This window comes from Virgisporangium aurantiacum (assembly GCF_016863635.1).
GTDB lineage: Bacteria > Actinomycetota > Actinomycetes > Mycobacteriales > Micromonosporaceae > Virgisporangium > Virgisporangium aurantiacum.
In genome coordinates this window covers 108,014-122,124 of the sequence record NZ_BOPG01000034.1, presented here as the reverse complement: position 1 = coordinate 122,124, position 14,111 = coordinate 108,014, and the positions used below count along the sequence as shown (strand labels likewise).

Below are 14,111 nucleotides of genomic sequence, written 5' to 3'. Positions count from 1 at the left end.
CCCCCCGCGGGGGGCGCGCTTTCCGAGCGGCTCTTTACGCGGAGACCGCGCTGACCGTCACCGACTGGAACTTGATCTCGGTCTTGGGGTGGCCGCCGCCGGCCTGCTGGGCGTAGGCGCCGTCGTCGCCGCCCTCGGCGACCTTCTTGATGATGTCCAGGCCCTTGGTGATCTTGCCGAACAACGAGTACTGCGCCTGCAGCGGGCTGTCCTTGAACACGAAGAAGAACTGGCTGCCGTTGGTGTCGGGCCCGGCGTTCGCCATCGCGACGACACCCTCGGGGTAGGCCGGCCGCCGGTTCGTCGGCAGGTTCTCGTCGCCGAAGCGGTAGGTGGGCCCGCCCGTGCCGTCGCCGCCGGGGTCGCCGCACTGCAGCGCGCCGATGTCGGCGACCAGGCGGTGGCACTTCGTGTTGTCGAAGAACTTCTTCATCGCCAGGTACGCGAAGCTGCCGGCGGTGCACGGCGTCTTGGACAGGTCCATCTCGACCTGGATCTCGCCCAGGTTGGTCACCATGGTCATGACCTGCTTGCCGGAGCGCGGCACGTTCGCCTCGGGCTTGCCGACCTCCTTGACGGTCGCCGGCAGCGGCTCCTGCGAGGCCGACGAGCTCGGGTCGACCAGCGGCTTGTAGTCGCAGCTCGTGGGGCTGGCCGAGACCGAGCCGCTCGCGTTGGGGGCGACCGTGGGGTCGTTGCCGTCGTCGTCACCGCCGACCGCGATGGCGATCCACACGATCGCGCCGACCAGCACGACCGCGGCCGCGCCGCCGGCGATGAAGGTCTGGGTACGGCGGCGCTTGTGCGCAGCGTCGGCGCGCAGCGCCATCTCGCGTTCCAGCCGCGCCCGCGCGGCTTGCCGCCGGTCCCGGTCCCGGTTCGACGTCACGGTCGGTTCCCCCTGCACATTCCTTCTGGTGGATGGACACTAGCGACCCGCCGGCCGGCCGCCGGCACGGGCCCCTACTGCGTGGACGCTGAGGTCGTCGCCGACGGGCTGACCGACGCGGGCTGACTGCTCGGCGTCTCCGCGGGTGCGTCGTTGCTGCTCATGATCAACGACTGGATGGTGACGTCGACCTTCGGCTTGCCGTCGGTCGGACTGGTGCCGCCCTCGGCGACCCCGCTCTCGGCGATCTTGTCGACGACCTCGAGCCCTTCGGTGACCGTGCCGAGGATCGTGTACTTCGCCTGGAACACCGGCGAGTCCTTGTAGACGATGAAGAACTGGCTGCCGTTGGTGTCGTCGCCGGAGTTCGCCATCGCGATCATGCCCCGCGTGTACAGGGCCTGCCCGGCGGCGGCCGACGCGGAGGCGGACGGCGATGCCGACGGATCGGCGCTCGCACTCGGCAGCGGCGCCGGCAGGTTCTCGTCGGCGTAGCGGTAGCCCGGCCCGCCGCTGCCCGTCCCGGACGGGTCACCGCACTGCAGCACGTAGCCGCCGCTGGTGGTGAGCCGGTGGCACTTCGTGTTGTCGAAGTATCCCTTGCTGGACAGGAACGAGAAGCTCGCCGCCGCGCAGGGGACCTTGGCGGTGTCGATGATCGCCTTGATCACACCCTGGTTGGTGGTGATCGTCATCGTCTCCACGCCGGAGGTCTGGATGTCGCCGGTCGGTGGCCGGCCGACGTCCTTGACGTTCTCGCCGCCCTCGGTGCTGTTCCAGGCGCACGTGCCGCTGCCCTGCGGCGGGTTCTTGTCCTTCTCGCCATCGAAGAAGCCCGAGAACCAGAGCGCCCCCACGGCGATCAGCACCACCGCCAACCCGACCGCGGTACCCGCCTGGATCTGCCGCTTCTTTCGCGCCGCCGCCGCGCGACGAGCGATCTGGCGGTCCAGCTTCGCGCGGGCGAGTGCCCGTTGGCGGTCTCTGGTGCGGGCCACGATTCGGGTCCTCCGTAGGATGGCGGTGTCTACTCCCCGGCGTCGCGCGTTCCCGCGCGACACGCCGGAGCGAGTGTACGGTCCGAACCCTGGAGTCGTGTGGGCGACCTGTCTCGGTCTGGCTACAGATGTGCCTAACGAGACCTCGTTAAGCCCTTCGGAAAGGTGTGGCTGCGTGTTCATCGCCGGTTTCCCGGCCGATGCCTTCGGCACGAACTGCTTCGTGGTCGCCCCCGCGCCGGGCGAGGACTGCGTGGTGGTCGACCCGGGCATCGGGGTCACCAAGCGGCTCGACGAGGTGCTCGCCGAGCACAAGGTCAACCCGGTCGCCGTCCTGCTGACCCACGGGCACCTCGACCACACGTTCTCGGTGACGCCCGTCTGTTCGAAACGCGACATCCCGGCCTACCTGCACCCCGGCGACGACGAGATGCTCGTCGACCCGGCCAAGGGGCTCTCCGCCGACCTCACCCAGCTGTTCGGCGGCCGGTTCGAGTGGGTCGAGCCGTCCGACGTCCGTCCGCTTTCCGACGGCCTCGCCCTCGACCTCGCCGGCCTCTCCGTGACCGTCGACCACGCCCCCGGGCACACCCGGGGCTCGGTCCTCTTCCGGCTGCCCGGCGAGGCCGACGTCCCCCCGATCTGCCTGAGCGGCGACGTGCTGTTCGCCGGCTCGATCGGCCGTACCGACCTGCCCGGTGGTGACTCCGACCAGATGATGGCCAGCCTGCGCGACCGCATCCTGCCGCTGCCCGACGAGACGCTGGTGCTGCCCGGCCACGGCCCGCAGACCACGATCGGACAGGAGCGGGCGACGAACCCGTTCCTGCGTCAGGTTTCCGGCGCGGCACCGCGGAGAGGGTGGTAGATCATGGCTCGCGTCACGCCGCTGTCCGGCTTCCCCGAGTGGCTCCCCGGTGAGCAGTTCATCGAGAACACGTTCGTCGAGCGGGTGCGGCGGGTGTTCGAGCTGCACGGGTTCGCGCCGGTGGAGACCCGCGCCGTCGAGCCGCTCGACCAGCTGCTCCGCAAGGGCGAGACCTCCAAGGAGGTCTACACGCTGCGCCGGCTCCAGGCTTCGGAGGAGGCCGCCGCCGAAGCCGAGCGGCTGGGCCTGCACTTCGACCTCACCGTGCCGTTCGCCCGGTACGTGCTGGAGAACGCCGGCCGCCTGCAGTTCCCGTTCCGGCGCTACCAGATCCAGAAGGTGTGGCGCGGCGAGCGGCCGCAGGAGGGCCGCTACCGCGAGTTCCGCCAGGCCGACATCGACATCGTCGACCGCGACACGCTCGCCCTGCACTACGACTACGAGCTGCCCGTGGTCGCGGCCGAGGCGCTGGCCGCCCTGCCGATCCCGCAGGTGGTGATCCACACCAGCAACCGCAAGCTCGCGCAGGGCTTCTACCGGGGGCTGGAGATCGCCGACCCGCCGGCGGTGCTGCGCGTCGTCGACAAGCTCGACAAGATCGGCGCGTCGCGCGTGGCGGAGGAGCTGGTCGGCCTCGGCCTCAGCGACGCGCAGGCCAAGGCGTGCCTGTCGCTCGCGGAGATCGCCACGCCCGACGCCGCGTTCGCCGACGCCGTGCGTCGCCTCGGGGTGACCGATCCGCTGCTCGACGAGGGTCTCGACGAGCTGACGCTGGTGATGGAGGCCGCCAACGGCCTGGTGCCGGGCCTGCTGCTGGCCGACCTGAGCATCGCCCGCGGCCTCGACTACTACACCGGCACCGTCTACGAGGCCAAGATGCGCGGCTACGAGCAGTCCGGCGCGGTCGGCGCCGGCGGCCGGTACGACAACCTCGCCGAGAGCGGGTCCGACCGGTTCCCCGGCGTCGGGGTGTCCCTGGGCATCACCCGGATCCTCGGGCTGCTGTTCGGTGCGGGCGCGCTGTCGGCGTCCCGCCAGGTGCCGGCGTGCGTGCTGGTCGCGGTCACCGCCGAGGAGACGCGCGGAGCGAGCGACGCGGTGGCCGCCGCCCTGCGCCGCCGCGGCATCGCCACCGAGGTGGCGCCGGCCGCGGCGAAGTTCGGCAAGCAGATCCGGCACGCCGACCGGCGCGGCATCCCGTTCGTGTGGTTCCCGCCGTCGTCCCCGGCGGATCAGCACGAGGTGAAGGACATCCGCTCGGGCGACCAGGCCGTTGCCGACCCGCAGACCTGGGAGCCCCCGGCCACCGACCGGGTGCCGGACATCCTCACGCCGTAGCGAAGGGCCTGTCGTCGGTCAGCGTCACGAGCAGCGCGCCCGGGCCGGCCAGCGGCATCGCGTTCTCCGGGTGCGGCAGGTTCACCGTGAGCAGGGACCCGGCCGCCCGCGCGCCGCCGAGCACCGCCGGCCCGGCCCAGCCCTCGGCCGCCGGGCCCACGGCCAGGTCGTGGGCGAGCAGCGGCCGGCCGGCGTGCCGCACCCGCAGTTCCGACCGCAGGTCGCCGGGCGGCTCGCCGTGGCGCCCGCAGATCAACTCGTCGCGCCACAGTAGGCGGGCGTCGGGCGCGAGGTCGATCTCGGCGCGGCCGACGTGCCGGCAGCCGGCCGCGGCGATCAGGGGCTCCGGCAGCCAGCGGAGCATGGTCCCCGGCCCGAGCCGGACCGTGACGGTGAGCGTCGACCAGTCGGCGGTGCGCCCGGGGAGGGCGACCGTGGCGGCCACCGAGCGGATCTCCACGGCGGCGCCCGCGTCGAGGTCGACCGTGAGGCTCAGCCGGTCGCCGGCCAGCGGACCCGCGGCGCCGCCGACCAGGTGCACGATCGTGGCGCCGTCGGCGGCGGTGCCCGTCCGCCGGAGCAGCAGGGGCGGCTCGCCGTGCAGGGTGGTCAGCCGCGTGCCGTCGGCCCGGAGGACGGCGTTCGCAGTCAGACCCGGGTGGCGACGCACGCGCGCACCCAGTCGGCGACCGGGCCGGCGGCCGGATCGTCGACCAGCGACAGGAACACGGTCGGCGCGTCGCCGCGGCGGGCCCGCGCGTCCCGGTCCATCACGCCCAGGTCGGCGCCCACCAGCGGGGCGAGGTCGGTCTTGTTGATCACGAGCAGGTCGGCCGAGGTGACGCCCGGCCCGCCCTTGCGCGGCACCTTGTCGCCCCCCGCGACGTCGATGACGAAGATCTGCCGGTCGACCAGCCCCCGGCTGAACGTGGCGGTGAGGTTGTCGCCGCCGCTCTCCACCAGCACCAGGTCCAGGCCGCCGAGGCTGTGCTCCAGGTCCTCCACCGCGTCGAGGTTGGCCGCGATGTCGTCGCGGATCGCCGTGTGCGGGCAGCACCCGGTCTCGACCGCGCGGACCCGCTCGGCGGGCAGCACCCCGTTCCGGAGCAGGAAGTCGGCGTCCTCGGTCGTGTAGATGTCGTTGGTGACCACGGCGAGGTTGACGTCGGCGTGCAGGGTGCGGCACAACGCCGCCACCAACGCCGTCTTCCCGGACCCGACCGGCCCGCCGATCCCGATCCGCACCGCCCGCGGGTGGGTGTGGTCGATCGGCTCGTGCGGATCACCACCGACGTGGTCGTTATGTGGCGACATATCCGATTCCCTTCCGGTGGTTCCGGGGTGGAGCGGCCTCAAGATCGGGTTTTGAGGAAGAAACCTGCAGCGAGACTCCAGGTTCTTTCCTGAAACGGCGATCTTGGGCGGTCGATGGCGGGTCAGGAGGCAAAGAGGCGCACCTCCCACCGGGCGTGACGCTCGGCCCCGATGTCGAGCAGCGGCGCGGTCGCCGCGGGCAGGTGACCCTCGGCGGCCAGTGCCGCGGCGCTGGCGGCGGTGGCGTCGCAGTCGGCGGCGAGTCCGGCGAGGACGGCCTGCACCGCGTACGGGTCCAGGCCGAGCAGCCGCACGGCGGCACTGGCCGGCCCGGTGACCGCACCGTACGCCGCGACGATCGCGGCATCGGCCGGCGCCAGCCCCGCGCCGCACGCCACGACGCCCAGTGCCACCGCGTGGTGCGCACCCTCCGGCCCGGGCCACACCCCGCCCGGTGGCGTGGTAGCCGGGAGGGGCCACATTGCCCGGCCGGCCCGGAGCAACGCGCGGCCCTGGGCGCGGGACGCCTTCCGGAGCGCGGGCGACGGCGTCCGCGCGTTGAGTTCCGCGTCGAGATCGGCGAGTCGTGGCGGGTCGCCCGCGGCGTGGCAGGCGGCTGCGGCGTGGCAGGCGGCTGCGGCGTGGCAGGCGGCCGCGGCGAAGGCGGCCGTGACCAGGCCCGTCGTGGCGAGGCGGCCGCGGAGGAACAGCGCGAGGTCGGCGACCGAGGTGACCCGGCCCGCGGCGACGGCCTCCTCCAGGCCGCCGGAGTGGGCGTGGCCACCGGCCGGCAGGCGCGAGTCGGCGAGCAGGAGGAGGGTCGCAGGGGTCATCAGAACAGGAAGTAGCGCTGGGCCATCGGGAGTTCCTCGACCGGTTCGGGCTCCACCACCTCGCCGTCGACCGTGACGGTGAAGGTGTCGGGGGCCACCTCGATTCTCGGCAGCGCGTCGTTCAGCGGGAGATCGGTCTTGCCCCGGCGGCGCACGTCGGCCAGCGGGACCAGTCGGCGTTGCAGGTCCAGCCGGTCGGCGAGGCCGTCGTCCAGGGCGGTGGGGGACACGAACAGCAGCGAGGTCGCGGGGGCGGCCCGACCGTACGCGCCGAACATGGGACGGGGGAGGATCGGCTGGGGAGTGGGGATCGACGCGTTGGCGTCGCCCATCTGGGCCCAGGCGATCATGCCGCCCTTGATCACGGCGTGCGGGCGGACCCCGAAGAACGCCGGGTCCCAGAGCACCAGGTCGGCGAGCTTGCCCGGCTCGACCGAGCCCACCTCGGCCTCCAGCCCGTGGGTGATCGCCGGGCAGATCGTGTACTTCGCCACGTACCGGCGGGCGCGCAGGTTGTCGGCGGCGCCGTCACCGGCCAGCGGGCCACGGCGGGCCTTCATCACGTGCGCGGTCTGCCACGTGCGCATGACCACCTCGCCGACCCGGCCCATCGCCTGCGAGTCGGAGCCGATCATCGAGATCGCGCCGAGGTCGTGCAGCAGGTCCTCGGCCGCCATGGTCGACGGGCGGATGCGGCTCTCCGCGAACGCCAGGTCCTCCGGCACCGTGGGGTTCAGGTGGTGGCAGACCATGAGCATGTCGAGGTGCTCGTCGAGCGTGTTGCGGGTGTACGGGCGGGTCGGGTTCGTCGACGACGGCAGCACGTTGGGTAACGACGCCACCGTGATGATGTCGGGCGCGTGACCGCCGCCGGCACCCTCGGTGTGGTACGCGTGGATGCCCCGGCCGCCGATCGCGCGCAGCGTCTCCTCGACGAAGCCGGCCTCGTTCAGCGTGTCGGTGTGGATCGCCGCCTGCACGCCCGACGCGTCACACACCCGCAGGCACGCGTCGATCGCCGCGGGCGTGGTGCCCCAGTCCTCGTGCAGCTTGAAGCCGCCGGCGCCGGCCCGCAGCTGCTCCCACATCGACTCTTCGGAGACCGTGTTGCCCTTGCCGAGCAGCAGCACGTTGACCGGCCACGGGTCGAGCGCCTCGAACATCCGGGCCAGGTGCCAGGCTCCCGGCGTGACCGTGGTCGCCTTGGTGCCCTCGGCCGGTCCGGTGCCGCCACCGATCACCGTCGTGATGCCGGCCGCCAGCGCCTCCTCCAAGATGGAGGGGCAGATCAGGTGGACGTGCGAGTCGATCGCGCCGGCCGTCAGAATGCGCCCGTTGCCGGCGATGATCTCGGTGCCCGGCCCGATCACGAGTGAAGGGTCGACGCCGTCCATCGTGTCGGGGTTGCCGGCCTTGCCGAGGGCCACGATGCGCCCGTCCCGGATGCCGACGTCGGCCTTGACGACGCCCCAGTGATCGAGCACGACGGCGCCGGTGATCACGGTGTCGGGCGCGCCGTCCGCACGGCTGGCGGTGGACTGGCCCATCGACTCGCGGATCACCTTGCCGCCGCCGAACACCGCCTCGTCGCCGCCGGCGCAGTGGTCGCGCTCGACCTCGATGAGCAGGTTCGTGTCGGCCAGCCGGATCCGGTCACCCGCCGTGGGTCCGTACAAAGAGGCATACCGGGCACGGGAAAGACTGCTCACGCCGTCACCTTCAAAGAAAGTCCCGGGACGACGCGCCGGCCGCCCAGCGCGACGAGGGTGACCACCCGCGGAATCCCCGGTTCGAAGCGGACCGACGTGCCCGCCGGCACCGCCAGGCGGTGCCCGGCGGCAGCGGCGCGGTCGAACTCGAGCGCCGCGTTGGCCTCGGCGAAGTGGAAGTGCGACCCGACCTGGACCGGCCGGTCGCCGGTGTTGACCACCCGCAGTTCCACGACGGCCCGGCCGGCGTTGATCTCCACATCGCCGGAGCCGAACAGAACCTCACCCGGGATCACGGCTTCACCTCGCTCCGCGACGTGAAGCCTCGGAGCCGATCCGCGAGCGGATCGACTCCGCTGAGCCGGATGGTGACCTCGCACAAGTGCTCGGTCACGGGATCGGCCCGTGCACAGTGACGAGCTTGGTGCCGTCCGGGAACGTGGCCTCCACCTGCACCTCCGCGAGCATCTCGGGAATGCCGTCCTGCACGTCGTCACGGGTGAGGACGGTGCGACCGGCGGACATCAGGTCGGCGACGGTGCGGCCGTCGCGGGCGCCTTCGAGCAGGAACGCGGTGATCACCGCGACCGCCTCGGGATAGTTCAGCCGCAGGCCCCGACCGCGCCGTTTCCAGGCGAGCTCCGCGGCGACGTGGATCATCAACCGCTCCTGCTCGTGGCGGGTGAGGAACATCCGGGCACCTCCTCGCGGGGCTTGGATCGTCGCAGGATGAAGTTTCCGACGCGTTACGTCCGGCCGTGGCCGAATCGGCGAGAACGGCCGGCAGAGTCGCGGGCACGGAGGTGTGGCCGGACGGCCCATTCCGGGCGGGTATTCGACCGATCGATTGCCCTCGGGGCACTCGTTAGGGTGGCCTCTTCAACAGCCGCCGCGTATCGATGGGACCAACGATGGGGAGGCACCGGCCGAAGCGCCTCATGAGCGCGTCGGTCCTCGGCACCCTCGGCGCGATCGTCCTGATCACCGCGCTGGCGGTCGCCGCCACCGTCTACGCCCGGCGCGGCACGCCGACCGGAACCGCCGACGGCGGGTGCGCGACGGACGTGCGCGTGGTCGCCGCGGCGTCGTTCGCTCCCGTGATCGAGTACCTGAAGCCCGCGCTGCAAGCCGGCGACGACTGCCTCGACGTCACCCTCGACGTGGTCGACGGCCGGGCCGCGCCCAGCCGCGCCGCCCAGCTGGGGGCGGACGTCTGGATCCCCGACGACGCCTCCTGGACCGCCGCCGCCGGACGCCTCCAACTGGCGCCGAAGGGCACCCTCGGATCGGGCACGGTGATCGCCACCAGCCCGATCTTCATGGTCACCGACGCCGACACCGCCGGCCGCGTGCGCACGGCCGGCGGCTCCTGGCTGGGGCTCGCCGGGCTCGTCGGCGACCCGGCCGGGGTGAAGCTCGCGGTCCGCGACCCGGCCGGGTCCGGCGAGGGCCTGGTCGCCGCCGGTGCGATCGGCGAGGGCGTCTGGGTGGCGCAGGGGATGGACGCGTCGTCGCTCGCGCTCAGCCGCGCGCTGCCGCACACCCGGACGGTCGCCGGGGACAAGCCGGCGCTGCCCACCCAATCCGGCGAGGTCGGCCTGGTGGCCGAGTACGCGCTCCTCGGCGAGGCGGGCCTGCCGGCCGGCATGACGTACCTGACCGGCGCCGACCGCAGCGCGGTGCTGCGGTACGCGTTCCTGCCGACGAATGCGGCCATGGACAACCAGGCGGCGGTCACCCGCCTGCTCGACGCGCTCCGCGGCACCCGCGCCGACGAGGCGCTGGCGGCGGCGAAGCTGCGCCGGGCCGACACGCTGCCGGTGGCCGGCGCGCCGGTGAGCCCGCTGCCCGGCCTCGCCGCCAAGCCGTTCGACGTGCTCGGCGCGCACCACGTCGACCACGTGTTCGCCACCTGGTACCCGGCCGACCGGCGCACCAGCCTGCTCATGGTCGTCGACACCTCCGGCTCGATGGCGTCACCGGCCCCGGGCACCAACACACCGGTGATCGACCTGGTCCGGCAGGGCGGCCGGTCGCTGGGCACGCTGCTGCCCGACGACGCCCGGGTGGGCCTGTGGGAGTTCGGCGCCGCACACCGGGTGGTGCTGCAACCGGCCCCGCTGACCCCGGACCACCGGGCCGCGTGGACGGCGGCGGTCGACGGCCTCGCCGCCCGCGACACCGGCACCGGCCTGTACGACACGATCCTGGCCGCGTACACGACCGCGCGGGACTCCTACGTCGACGGCATGCCGAACCAGGTCTTCGTGTTCACCGACGGGCGGGACGAGACCCCCGTCGACGCACCCCAGCTGGCGACGGCGCTGGCGGCGGCGCGGGACCCGAAGCGCCCGGTGCAGCTCAGCATCGTCTCGTACGGGCGGGAGAAGGACCGGGCGGCGCTGGAGACGGTGGTCAAAGCGGTGGACGGGTACGTGGAGACGCCCGAGACCGTCGACGAGGTGGGCGCGGTGTTCATCCACGTGGCGGCCGGGGGCCTGCACGAACACGAGTCGTGAGGCGTGCCGCGAGCGGCACGCCCGAAGCGCCTGAGAGAATGACCGACGGTCCGATCAACGCCGACAGGGAGTTCCACCGTGATCCGTAGCCACGACGCCGGTACGCTGCGCGCGTCGCACGCCGGCACCACCGTCACGCTCGCCGGCTGGGTGGCCCGCCGCCGGGACCACGGCGGCGTCATCTTCGTGGATCTGCGCGACGCGTCCGGGATCGTCCAGGTGGTCTTCCGTGAAGACGACGCCCACTCGCTGCGGAACGAGTTCTGCATCAAGGTCGTCGGCGAGGTGACGGCCCGCCCCGCCGGAAACGAGAACCCCGAACTGCCCACCGGCGAGATCGAGGTCGTCGCGGCAGAACTCACGGTCCTCTCGGAGGCCGCCCCACTCCCGATCCCCGTCGACGACAACGTCGACGCCGGCGACGACATCCGCCTGCGCTACCGCTACCTCGACCTGCGCCGCGGCGGCCCGGCCGGCGCCATCCGCCTGCGCTCGCGAGCGAACCAGATCGCCCGCGAGGTGCTGCACGCCCGCAACTTCCTCGAGATCGAGACCCCGACGCTCACCCGCTCCACCCCCGAGGGCGCCCGCGACTTCCTCGTGCCGGTGCGGCTGCAGCCGGGCACCTGGTACGCGCTCCCGCAGTCGCCGCAGCTGTTCAAGCAGCTGCTGATGGTCGCCGGGATGGAGCGGTACTACCAGATCGCCCGCTGCTACCGCGACGAGGACTTCCGCGCCGACCGCCAGCCCGAGTTCACCCAGCTCGACATCGAGATGTCGTTCGTCACCCAGGACGACGTGATCGAGCTCGGCGAGACGCTGGTCCAGGCGCTCTGGAAGGAGCTCGCCGGCCACGAGATCACCACCCCGATCCCGCGCCTGACCTGGCACGACGCGATGTCCCGCTACGGCTCCGACAAGCCCGACCTGCGCTACGGCGTCGAGCTGACCGATCTGTCCGAATATCTCAGCAGCACCGCCTTCCGCGTCTTCGCGGCGGCGATCGACGCCGGCGGCTACGTCGGCGCCGTGGTGATGCCGGGCGGCGCCTCGCAAACGAGGCGCGAACTCGACGGCTGGCAGGACTGGGCCAAGGCCCGCGGCGCCAGGGGCCTCGCGTACGTCGTGCTCGACGCGGAGACCGGCGAGCCCCGCGGCCCCGTCGCCAAGAACCTCAGCGAAGCCCACCTCGGCGGCCTCGCCGACGCCGTCGGCGCCAAGCCCGGCGACGCCGTGTTCTTCGCCGCGTCGACCAACCGCCGCGAGGCGCAGGAACTGCTCGGTGCCGCCCGCGTCGAGATCGCCAACCGGGCCAACCTGGTCGACCGGGACGCCTGGGCGTTCTGCTGGGTCGTCGACGCGCCGATGTTCGAGCCGACCGACGACGGCTGGACGGCCGTCCACCACCCCTTCACCTCGCCCACCGACGAGTGGATGGCGACGTTCGACCAGAAGCCCGGCGACGCCCTCGCCTACGCCTACGACATCGTCTGCAACGGCAACGAGATCGGCGGCGGCTCGATCCGTATCCACCGCGGCGACGTGCAGCGGCGGGTGTTCGACCTGCTCGGCATCACCCCCGACGAGGCCGAGGAGAAGTTCGGCTTCCTGCTGGAGGCGTTCAAGTTCGGCCCGCCCCCGCACGGCGGCATCGCGTTCGGCTGGGACCGCGTCACGATGCTGCTGGCGGGCGCCGAGTCGATCCGCGAGGTGATCGCGTTCCCGAAGACCCGCGGCGGCTTCGACCCGCTCACCGGCGCCCCCACGCCGATCACCGCGCAGCAGCGCCTGGAGGCCGGCGTCGACGCCAAACCGAAGCCGTCGGGCCCGGCGTCGGGCTCCGCGTCGGGCGCGGCCACCGGCACCGCGGGCGTCGCGGCTCCGGTCGCGCCGGCGTAATCGGTGGTCGCTGTTGTCGCGCGAGGTCCTGCTGGTCGTCGGGCTTTCGGGATACGCGGGAGACGCTCTCCGGCGTAACTCCGTCTACAGCCGCTGGGCCGTGGTGGGCGCGTCGCGGCGGACCGGCCTGGACATCACCGACCGCGCCGCGGTCGTGTCCCGGTTCGCCTCGGTACGCCCCGCCGCCGTGATCAACGTCGCCGCCGCGCTGGGCAACGCCGGCGGACCGGCCCAGGCCAGCTGGCCGGTGAACGTCCGCGGCGCCGCCCACGTCGCCGCGGCCGCCGCGGTCGTGGGCGCCCGCCTGGTCCACGTCAGCTCCGACGCGGTGCACGCCGGACGGCCCGAGCCCTACACCGAGGCCGACGACCCGTCCCCGGTCTTCCCGTACGGGGCCGCGAAGGCGGCGGCCGAGGCCGCCGTGTCGGCGGTGTGCCCGGACGCCGTGCTCGCCCGCACCTCGCTGATCGTCTCCGACGGCGTCGCGCCCCTGTCCCGCCACGAGCAGACCGCCCTGGCCATGACCCGTGGGGAGGCTCCCGGCGCCCTGTTCGTCGACGAGATCCGCTGCCCCGTACCCGTCGGCGGCCTGGCGGCCGCCCTGCTGGCGCTCGCCGGGTCCGACCTGACCGGCGTCGTCAACGTCGCCGGCCTGACCCCCATGAGCCGCCACGAACTGGGCATCCGAACCGCCCTCCGAAACGGCCTGGACCCGTCCCGCGTCCCCGCGGGAAAACTCTCCGACAGCGCGCTGACCCGCCCCGCCAAAATCCACCTCGACTCCGGCTACCTCCTGTCCCACTTCCCCGATCTGGAACCGCACCTCACCCTCCCGCGTTGATCTTGCAGTTGTGGTGCCAGGTTCGCCCTGGCTTGCCCCGTTTTGGGTACCACCACAACTGCAAGATCGACCGCGATCTTGGGGCGTTACCGCCACGCGCCGGACTTTGCGGCCTCCGCGACCACGGCGCGGAAGTCCCGCGCGGGGCGGGCGAGGATGCGTTCGACCTCGGGGGAGACGCTGGCGTTGCGGCCGTCGAGGACCTTGGCGAACAGGGCCGCCACCGCTGGAGCGGCCTCCGGGCCGACGAACTCGGCGGCCGCGCCGGCGTACTCGTCGACCGACACGGGCTGGTAGCGGACCGGGCGACCGGTCGCCGCGGCGATCTCGGCCGTCGCCTCGGCGAACGTGACCAGGCGGGGACCGGTCAGCTCGTACACGCGTCCAATATGATCTTCAGAGGTCAGGGCGGCGGCCGCTACCGCGGCGATGTCGGCCACGTCGATGAACGGCTCGGGCACGTCCGGGCTCGGGAGCGCCACGACGCCCGCCAGCACCGACGGCAGCAGGAACGACTCGGAGAAGTTCTGCGCGAACCAGCTGGCCCGCAGGATCGTCCACTCGACGCCGCTGCCGCGCACGGCGTCCTCGGCCGGCCAGCACTCCTCCTCGCCGCGGCCGGAGAGCAGCACGATGCGCCGGGTACCGGCGGCCACCGCGAGCTTGGTGAAGGCGCCGATCTGCTCGGCGGCGCCGGGGAACGCCAGGTCGGGCTGGTAGGTGACGTACATCGCGGTGACGCCCTGCACGGCGGGCTCCCACGTGGTCAGGTCGTCCCAGTCGAACGGGGGCCGGCCGGCCCGGGACCCGATGCGGACCGCCCGGTCGCGGTCGGCGAGGTGCTGCGCGACGCGGCGTCCGGTCTTGCCGGTGCCGCCGAGAACCAGTGTCAGTTCGGTCATG

14 protein-coding genes are annotated in these 14,111 nt (G+C 72.9%); 5 read left to right on the top strand and 9 right to left on the bottom strand.

Annotated features, from left to right (window positions below; genetic code table 11):
- Positions 1-34: 34 nt before the first annotated feature.
- Together Vau01_RS28415 and Vau01_RS28410 are read right to left on the bottom strand one after the other, a co-directional pair.
- Positions 35-889: a peptidylprolyl isomerase gene (locus Vau01_RS28415; RefSeq protein WP_239151917.1), complete on the bottom strand. Its 855-nt coding sequence runs from the start codon at positions 887-889 to the stop codon at positions 35-37.
- Between the two features lie 74 nt (positions 890-963).
- Positions 964-1,887 carry a peptidylprolyl isomerase gene (locus Vau01_RS28410; protein ID WP_203998580.1) on the bottom strand — a complete coding sequence of 308 codons (924 nt, stop codon included), beginning with the start codon at positions 1,885-1,887 and terminating at the stop codon, positions 964-966.
- A gap of 175 nt (positions 1,888-2,062) precedes the next feature.
- Between Vau01_RS28410 and Vau01_RS28405 the strand changes: the two genes are divergently transcribed.
- Both Vau01_RS28405 and hisS read left to right on the top strand, forming a co-directional pair.
- Positions 2,063-2,755, top strand: coding sequence for an MBL fold metallo-hydrolase (locus tag Vau01_RS28405; RefSeq protein ID WP_239151916.1), 693 nt, complete (start codon positions 2,063-2,065; stop codon positions 2,753-2,755).
- 3 nt (positions 2,756-2,758) lie between these two features.
- Positions 2,759-4,093, top strand: coding sequence for a histidine--tRNA ligase (hisS, locus tag Vau01_RS28400; protein ID WP_203998574.1), 1,335 nt, complete (start codon positions 2,759-2,761; stop codon positions 4,091-4,093).
- Here the strand turns inward: hisS and Vau01_RS28395 are convergent.
- From Vau01_RS28395 to Vau01_RS28370, 6 genes are all read right to left on the bottom strand, one after another.
- On the bottom strand, positions 4,083-4,763 hold the full coding sequence (locus Vau01_RS28395; protein WP_203998571.1) for an urease accessory protein UreD: 681 nt from the start codon (positions 4,761-4,763) through the stop codon (positions 4,083-4,085). The genes hisS and Vau01_RS28395 overlap by 11 nt on opposite strands.
- Positions 4,742-5,407, bottom strand: a complete 666-nt coding sequence (gene ureG / locus Vau01_RS28390; protein ID WP_203998568.1) for an urease accessory protein UreG — start codon at positions 5,405-5,407, stop codon at positions 4,742-4,744. The genes Vau01_RS28395 and ureG overlap by 22 nt, the downstream gene beginning before the upstream one ends.
- A 122-nt stretch (positions 5,408-5,529) precedes the next feature.
- Positions 5,530-6,240, bottom strand: a complete 711-nt coding sequence (locus Vau01_RS28385) for an urease accessory protein UreF (protein ID WP_203998565.1) — start codon at positions 6,238-6,240, stop codon at positions 5,530-5,532.
- Entirely contained in the window at positions 6,240-7,949 is a 1,710-nt protein-coding gene (locus Vau01_RS28380; protein WP_203998563.1) for an urease subunit alpha, read from the bottom strand. The genes Vau01_RS28385 and Vau01_RS28380 overlap by 1 nt, the downstream gene beginning before the upstream one ends.
- Complete coding sequence (locus Vau01_RS28375; protein ID WP_203998561.1) at positions 7,946-8,245, bottom strand: urease subunit beta; 300 nt, start codon at positions 8,243-8,245, stop codon at positions 7,946-7,948. The genes Vau01_RS28380 and Vau01_RS28375 overlap by 4 nt, the downstream gene beginning before the upstream one ends.
- A gap of 94 nt (positions 8,246-8,339) precedes the next feature.
- On the bottom strand, positions 8,340-8,642 hold the full coding sequence (locus Vau01_RS28370; RefSeq protein WP_203998559.1) for an urease subunit gamma: 303 nt from the start codon (positions 8,640-8,642) through the stop codon (positions 8,340-8,342).
- Positions 8,643-8,887: 245 nt separating this feature from the next.
- Between Vau01_RS28370 and Vau01_RS28365 the strand changes: the two genes are divergently transcribed.
- From Vau01_RS28365 to Vau01_RS28355, 3 genes are all read left to right on the top strand, one after another.
- A complete protein-coding gene (locus tag Vau01_RS28365; RefSeq protein ID WP_203998557.1) occupies positions 8,888-10,468 on the top strand; it encodes a substrate-binding domain-containing protein in 1,581 nt (526 codons plus the stop codon).
- A 78-nt stretch (positions 10,469-10,546) separates the two neighbouring features.
- Complete coding sequence (aspS, locus tag Vau01_RS28360) at positions 10,547-12,367, top strand: aspartate--tRNA ligase (protein WP_203998555.1); 1,821 nt, start codon at positions 10,547-10,549, stop codon at positions 12,365-12,367.
- Between the two features lie 13 nt (positions 12,368-12,380).
- A complete protein-coding gene (locus tag Vau01_RS28355; protein ID WP_239151915.1) occupies positions 12,381-13,208 on the top strand; it encodes a sugar nucleotide-binding protein in 828 nt (275 codons plus the stop codon).
- 86 nt (positions 13,209-13,294) lie between these two features.
- On the opposite strand, the gene Vau01_RS28350 is transcribed toward Vau01_RS28355, so the two are convergent.
- Complete coding sequence (locus Vau01_RS28350) at positions 13,295-14,110, bottom strand: Rossmann-fold NAD(P)-binding domain-containing protein (protein ID WP_203998553.1); 816 nt, start codon at positions 14,108-14,110, stop codon at positions 13,295-13,297.
- Position 14,111 lies beyond the last annotated feature (1 nt).

What these genes read in the sequence shown, in the direction of transcription:
- hisS (WP_203998574.1), top strand. Translation starts at nt 2,759, where the DNA reads ATGGCTCGCGTCACGCCGCTGTCCGGCTTCCCCGAGTGGCTCCCCGGT.
- Vau01_RS28385 (WP_203998565.1), bottom strand. Translation starts at nt 6,240, where the DNA reads ATGACCCCTGCGACCCTCCTCCTGCTCGCCGACTCGCGCCTGCCGGCC.
- ureG (WP_203998568.1), bottom strand. Translation starts at nt 5,407, where the DNA reads ATGTCGCCACATAACGACCACGTCGGTGGTGATCCGCACGAGCCGATC.
- Vau01_RS28350 (WP_203998553.1), bottom strand. Translation starts at nt 14,110, where the DNA reads ATGACCGAACTGACACTGGTTCTCGGCGGCACCGGCAAGACCGGACGC.
- Vau01_RS28370 (WP_203998559.1), bottom strand. Translation starts at nt 8,642, where the DNA reads ATGTTCCTCACCCGCCACGAGCAGGAGCGGTTGATGATCCACGTCGCC.
- Vau01_RS28365 (WP_203998557.1), top strand. Translation starts at nt 8,888, where the DNA reads ATGAGCGCGTCGGTCCTCGGCACCCTCGGCGCGATCGTCCTGATCACC.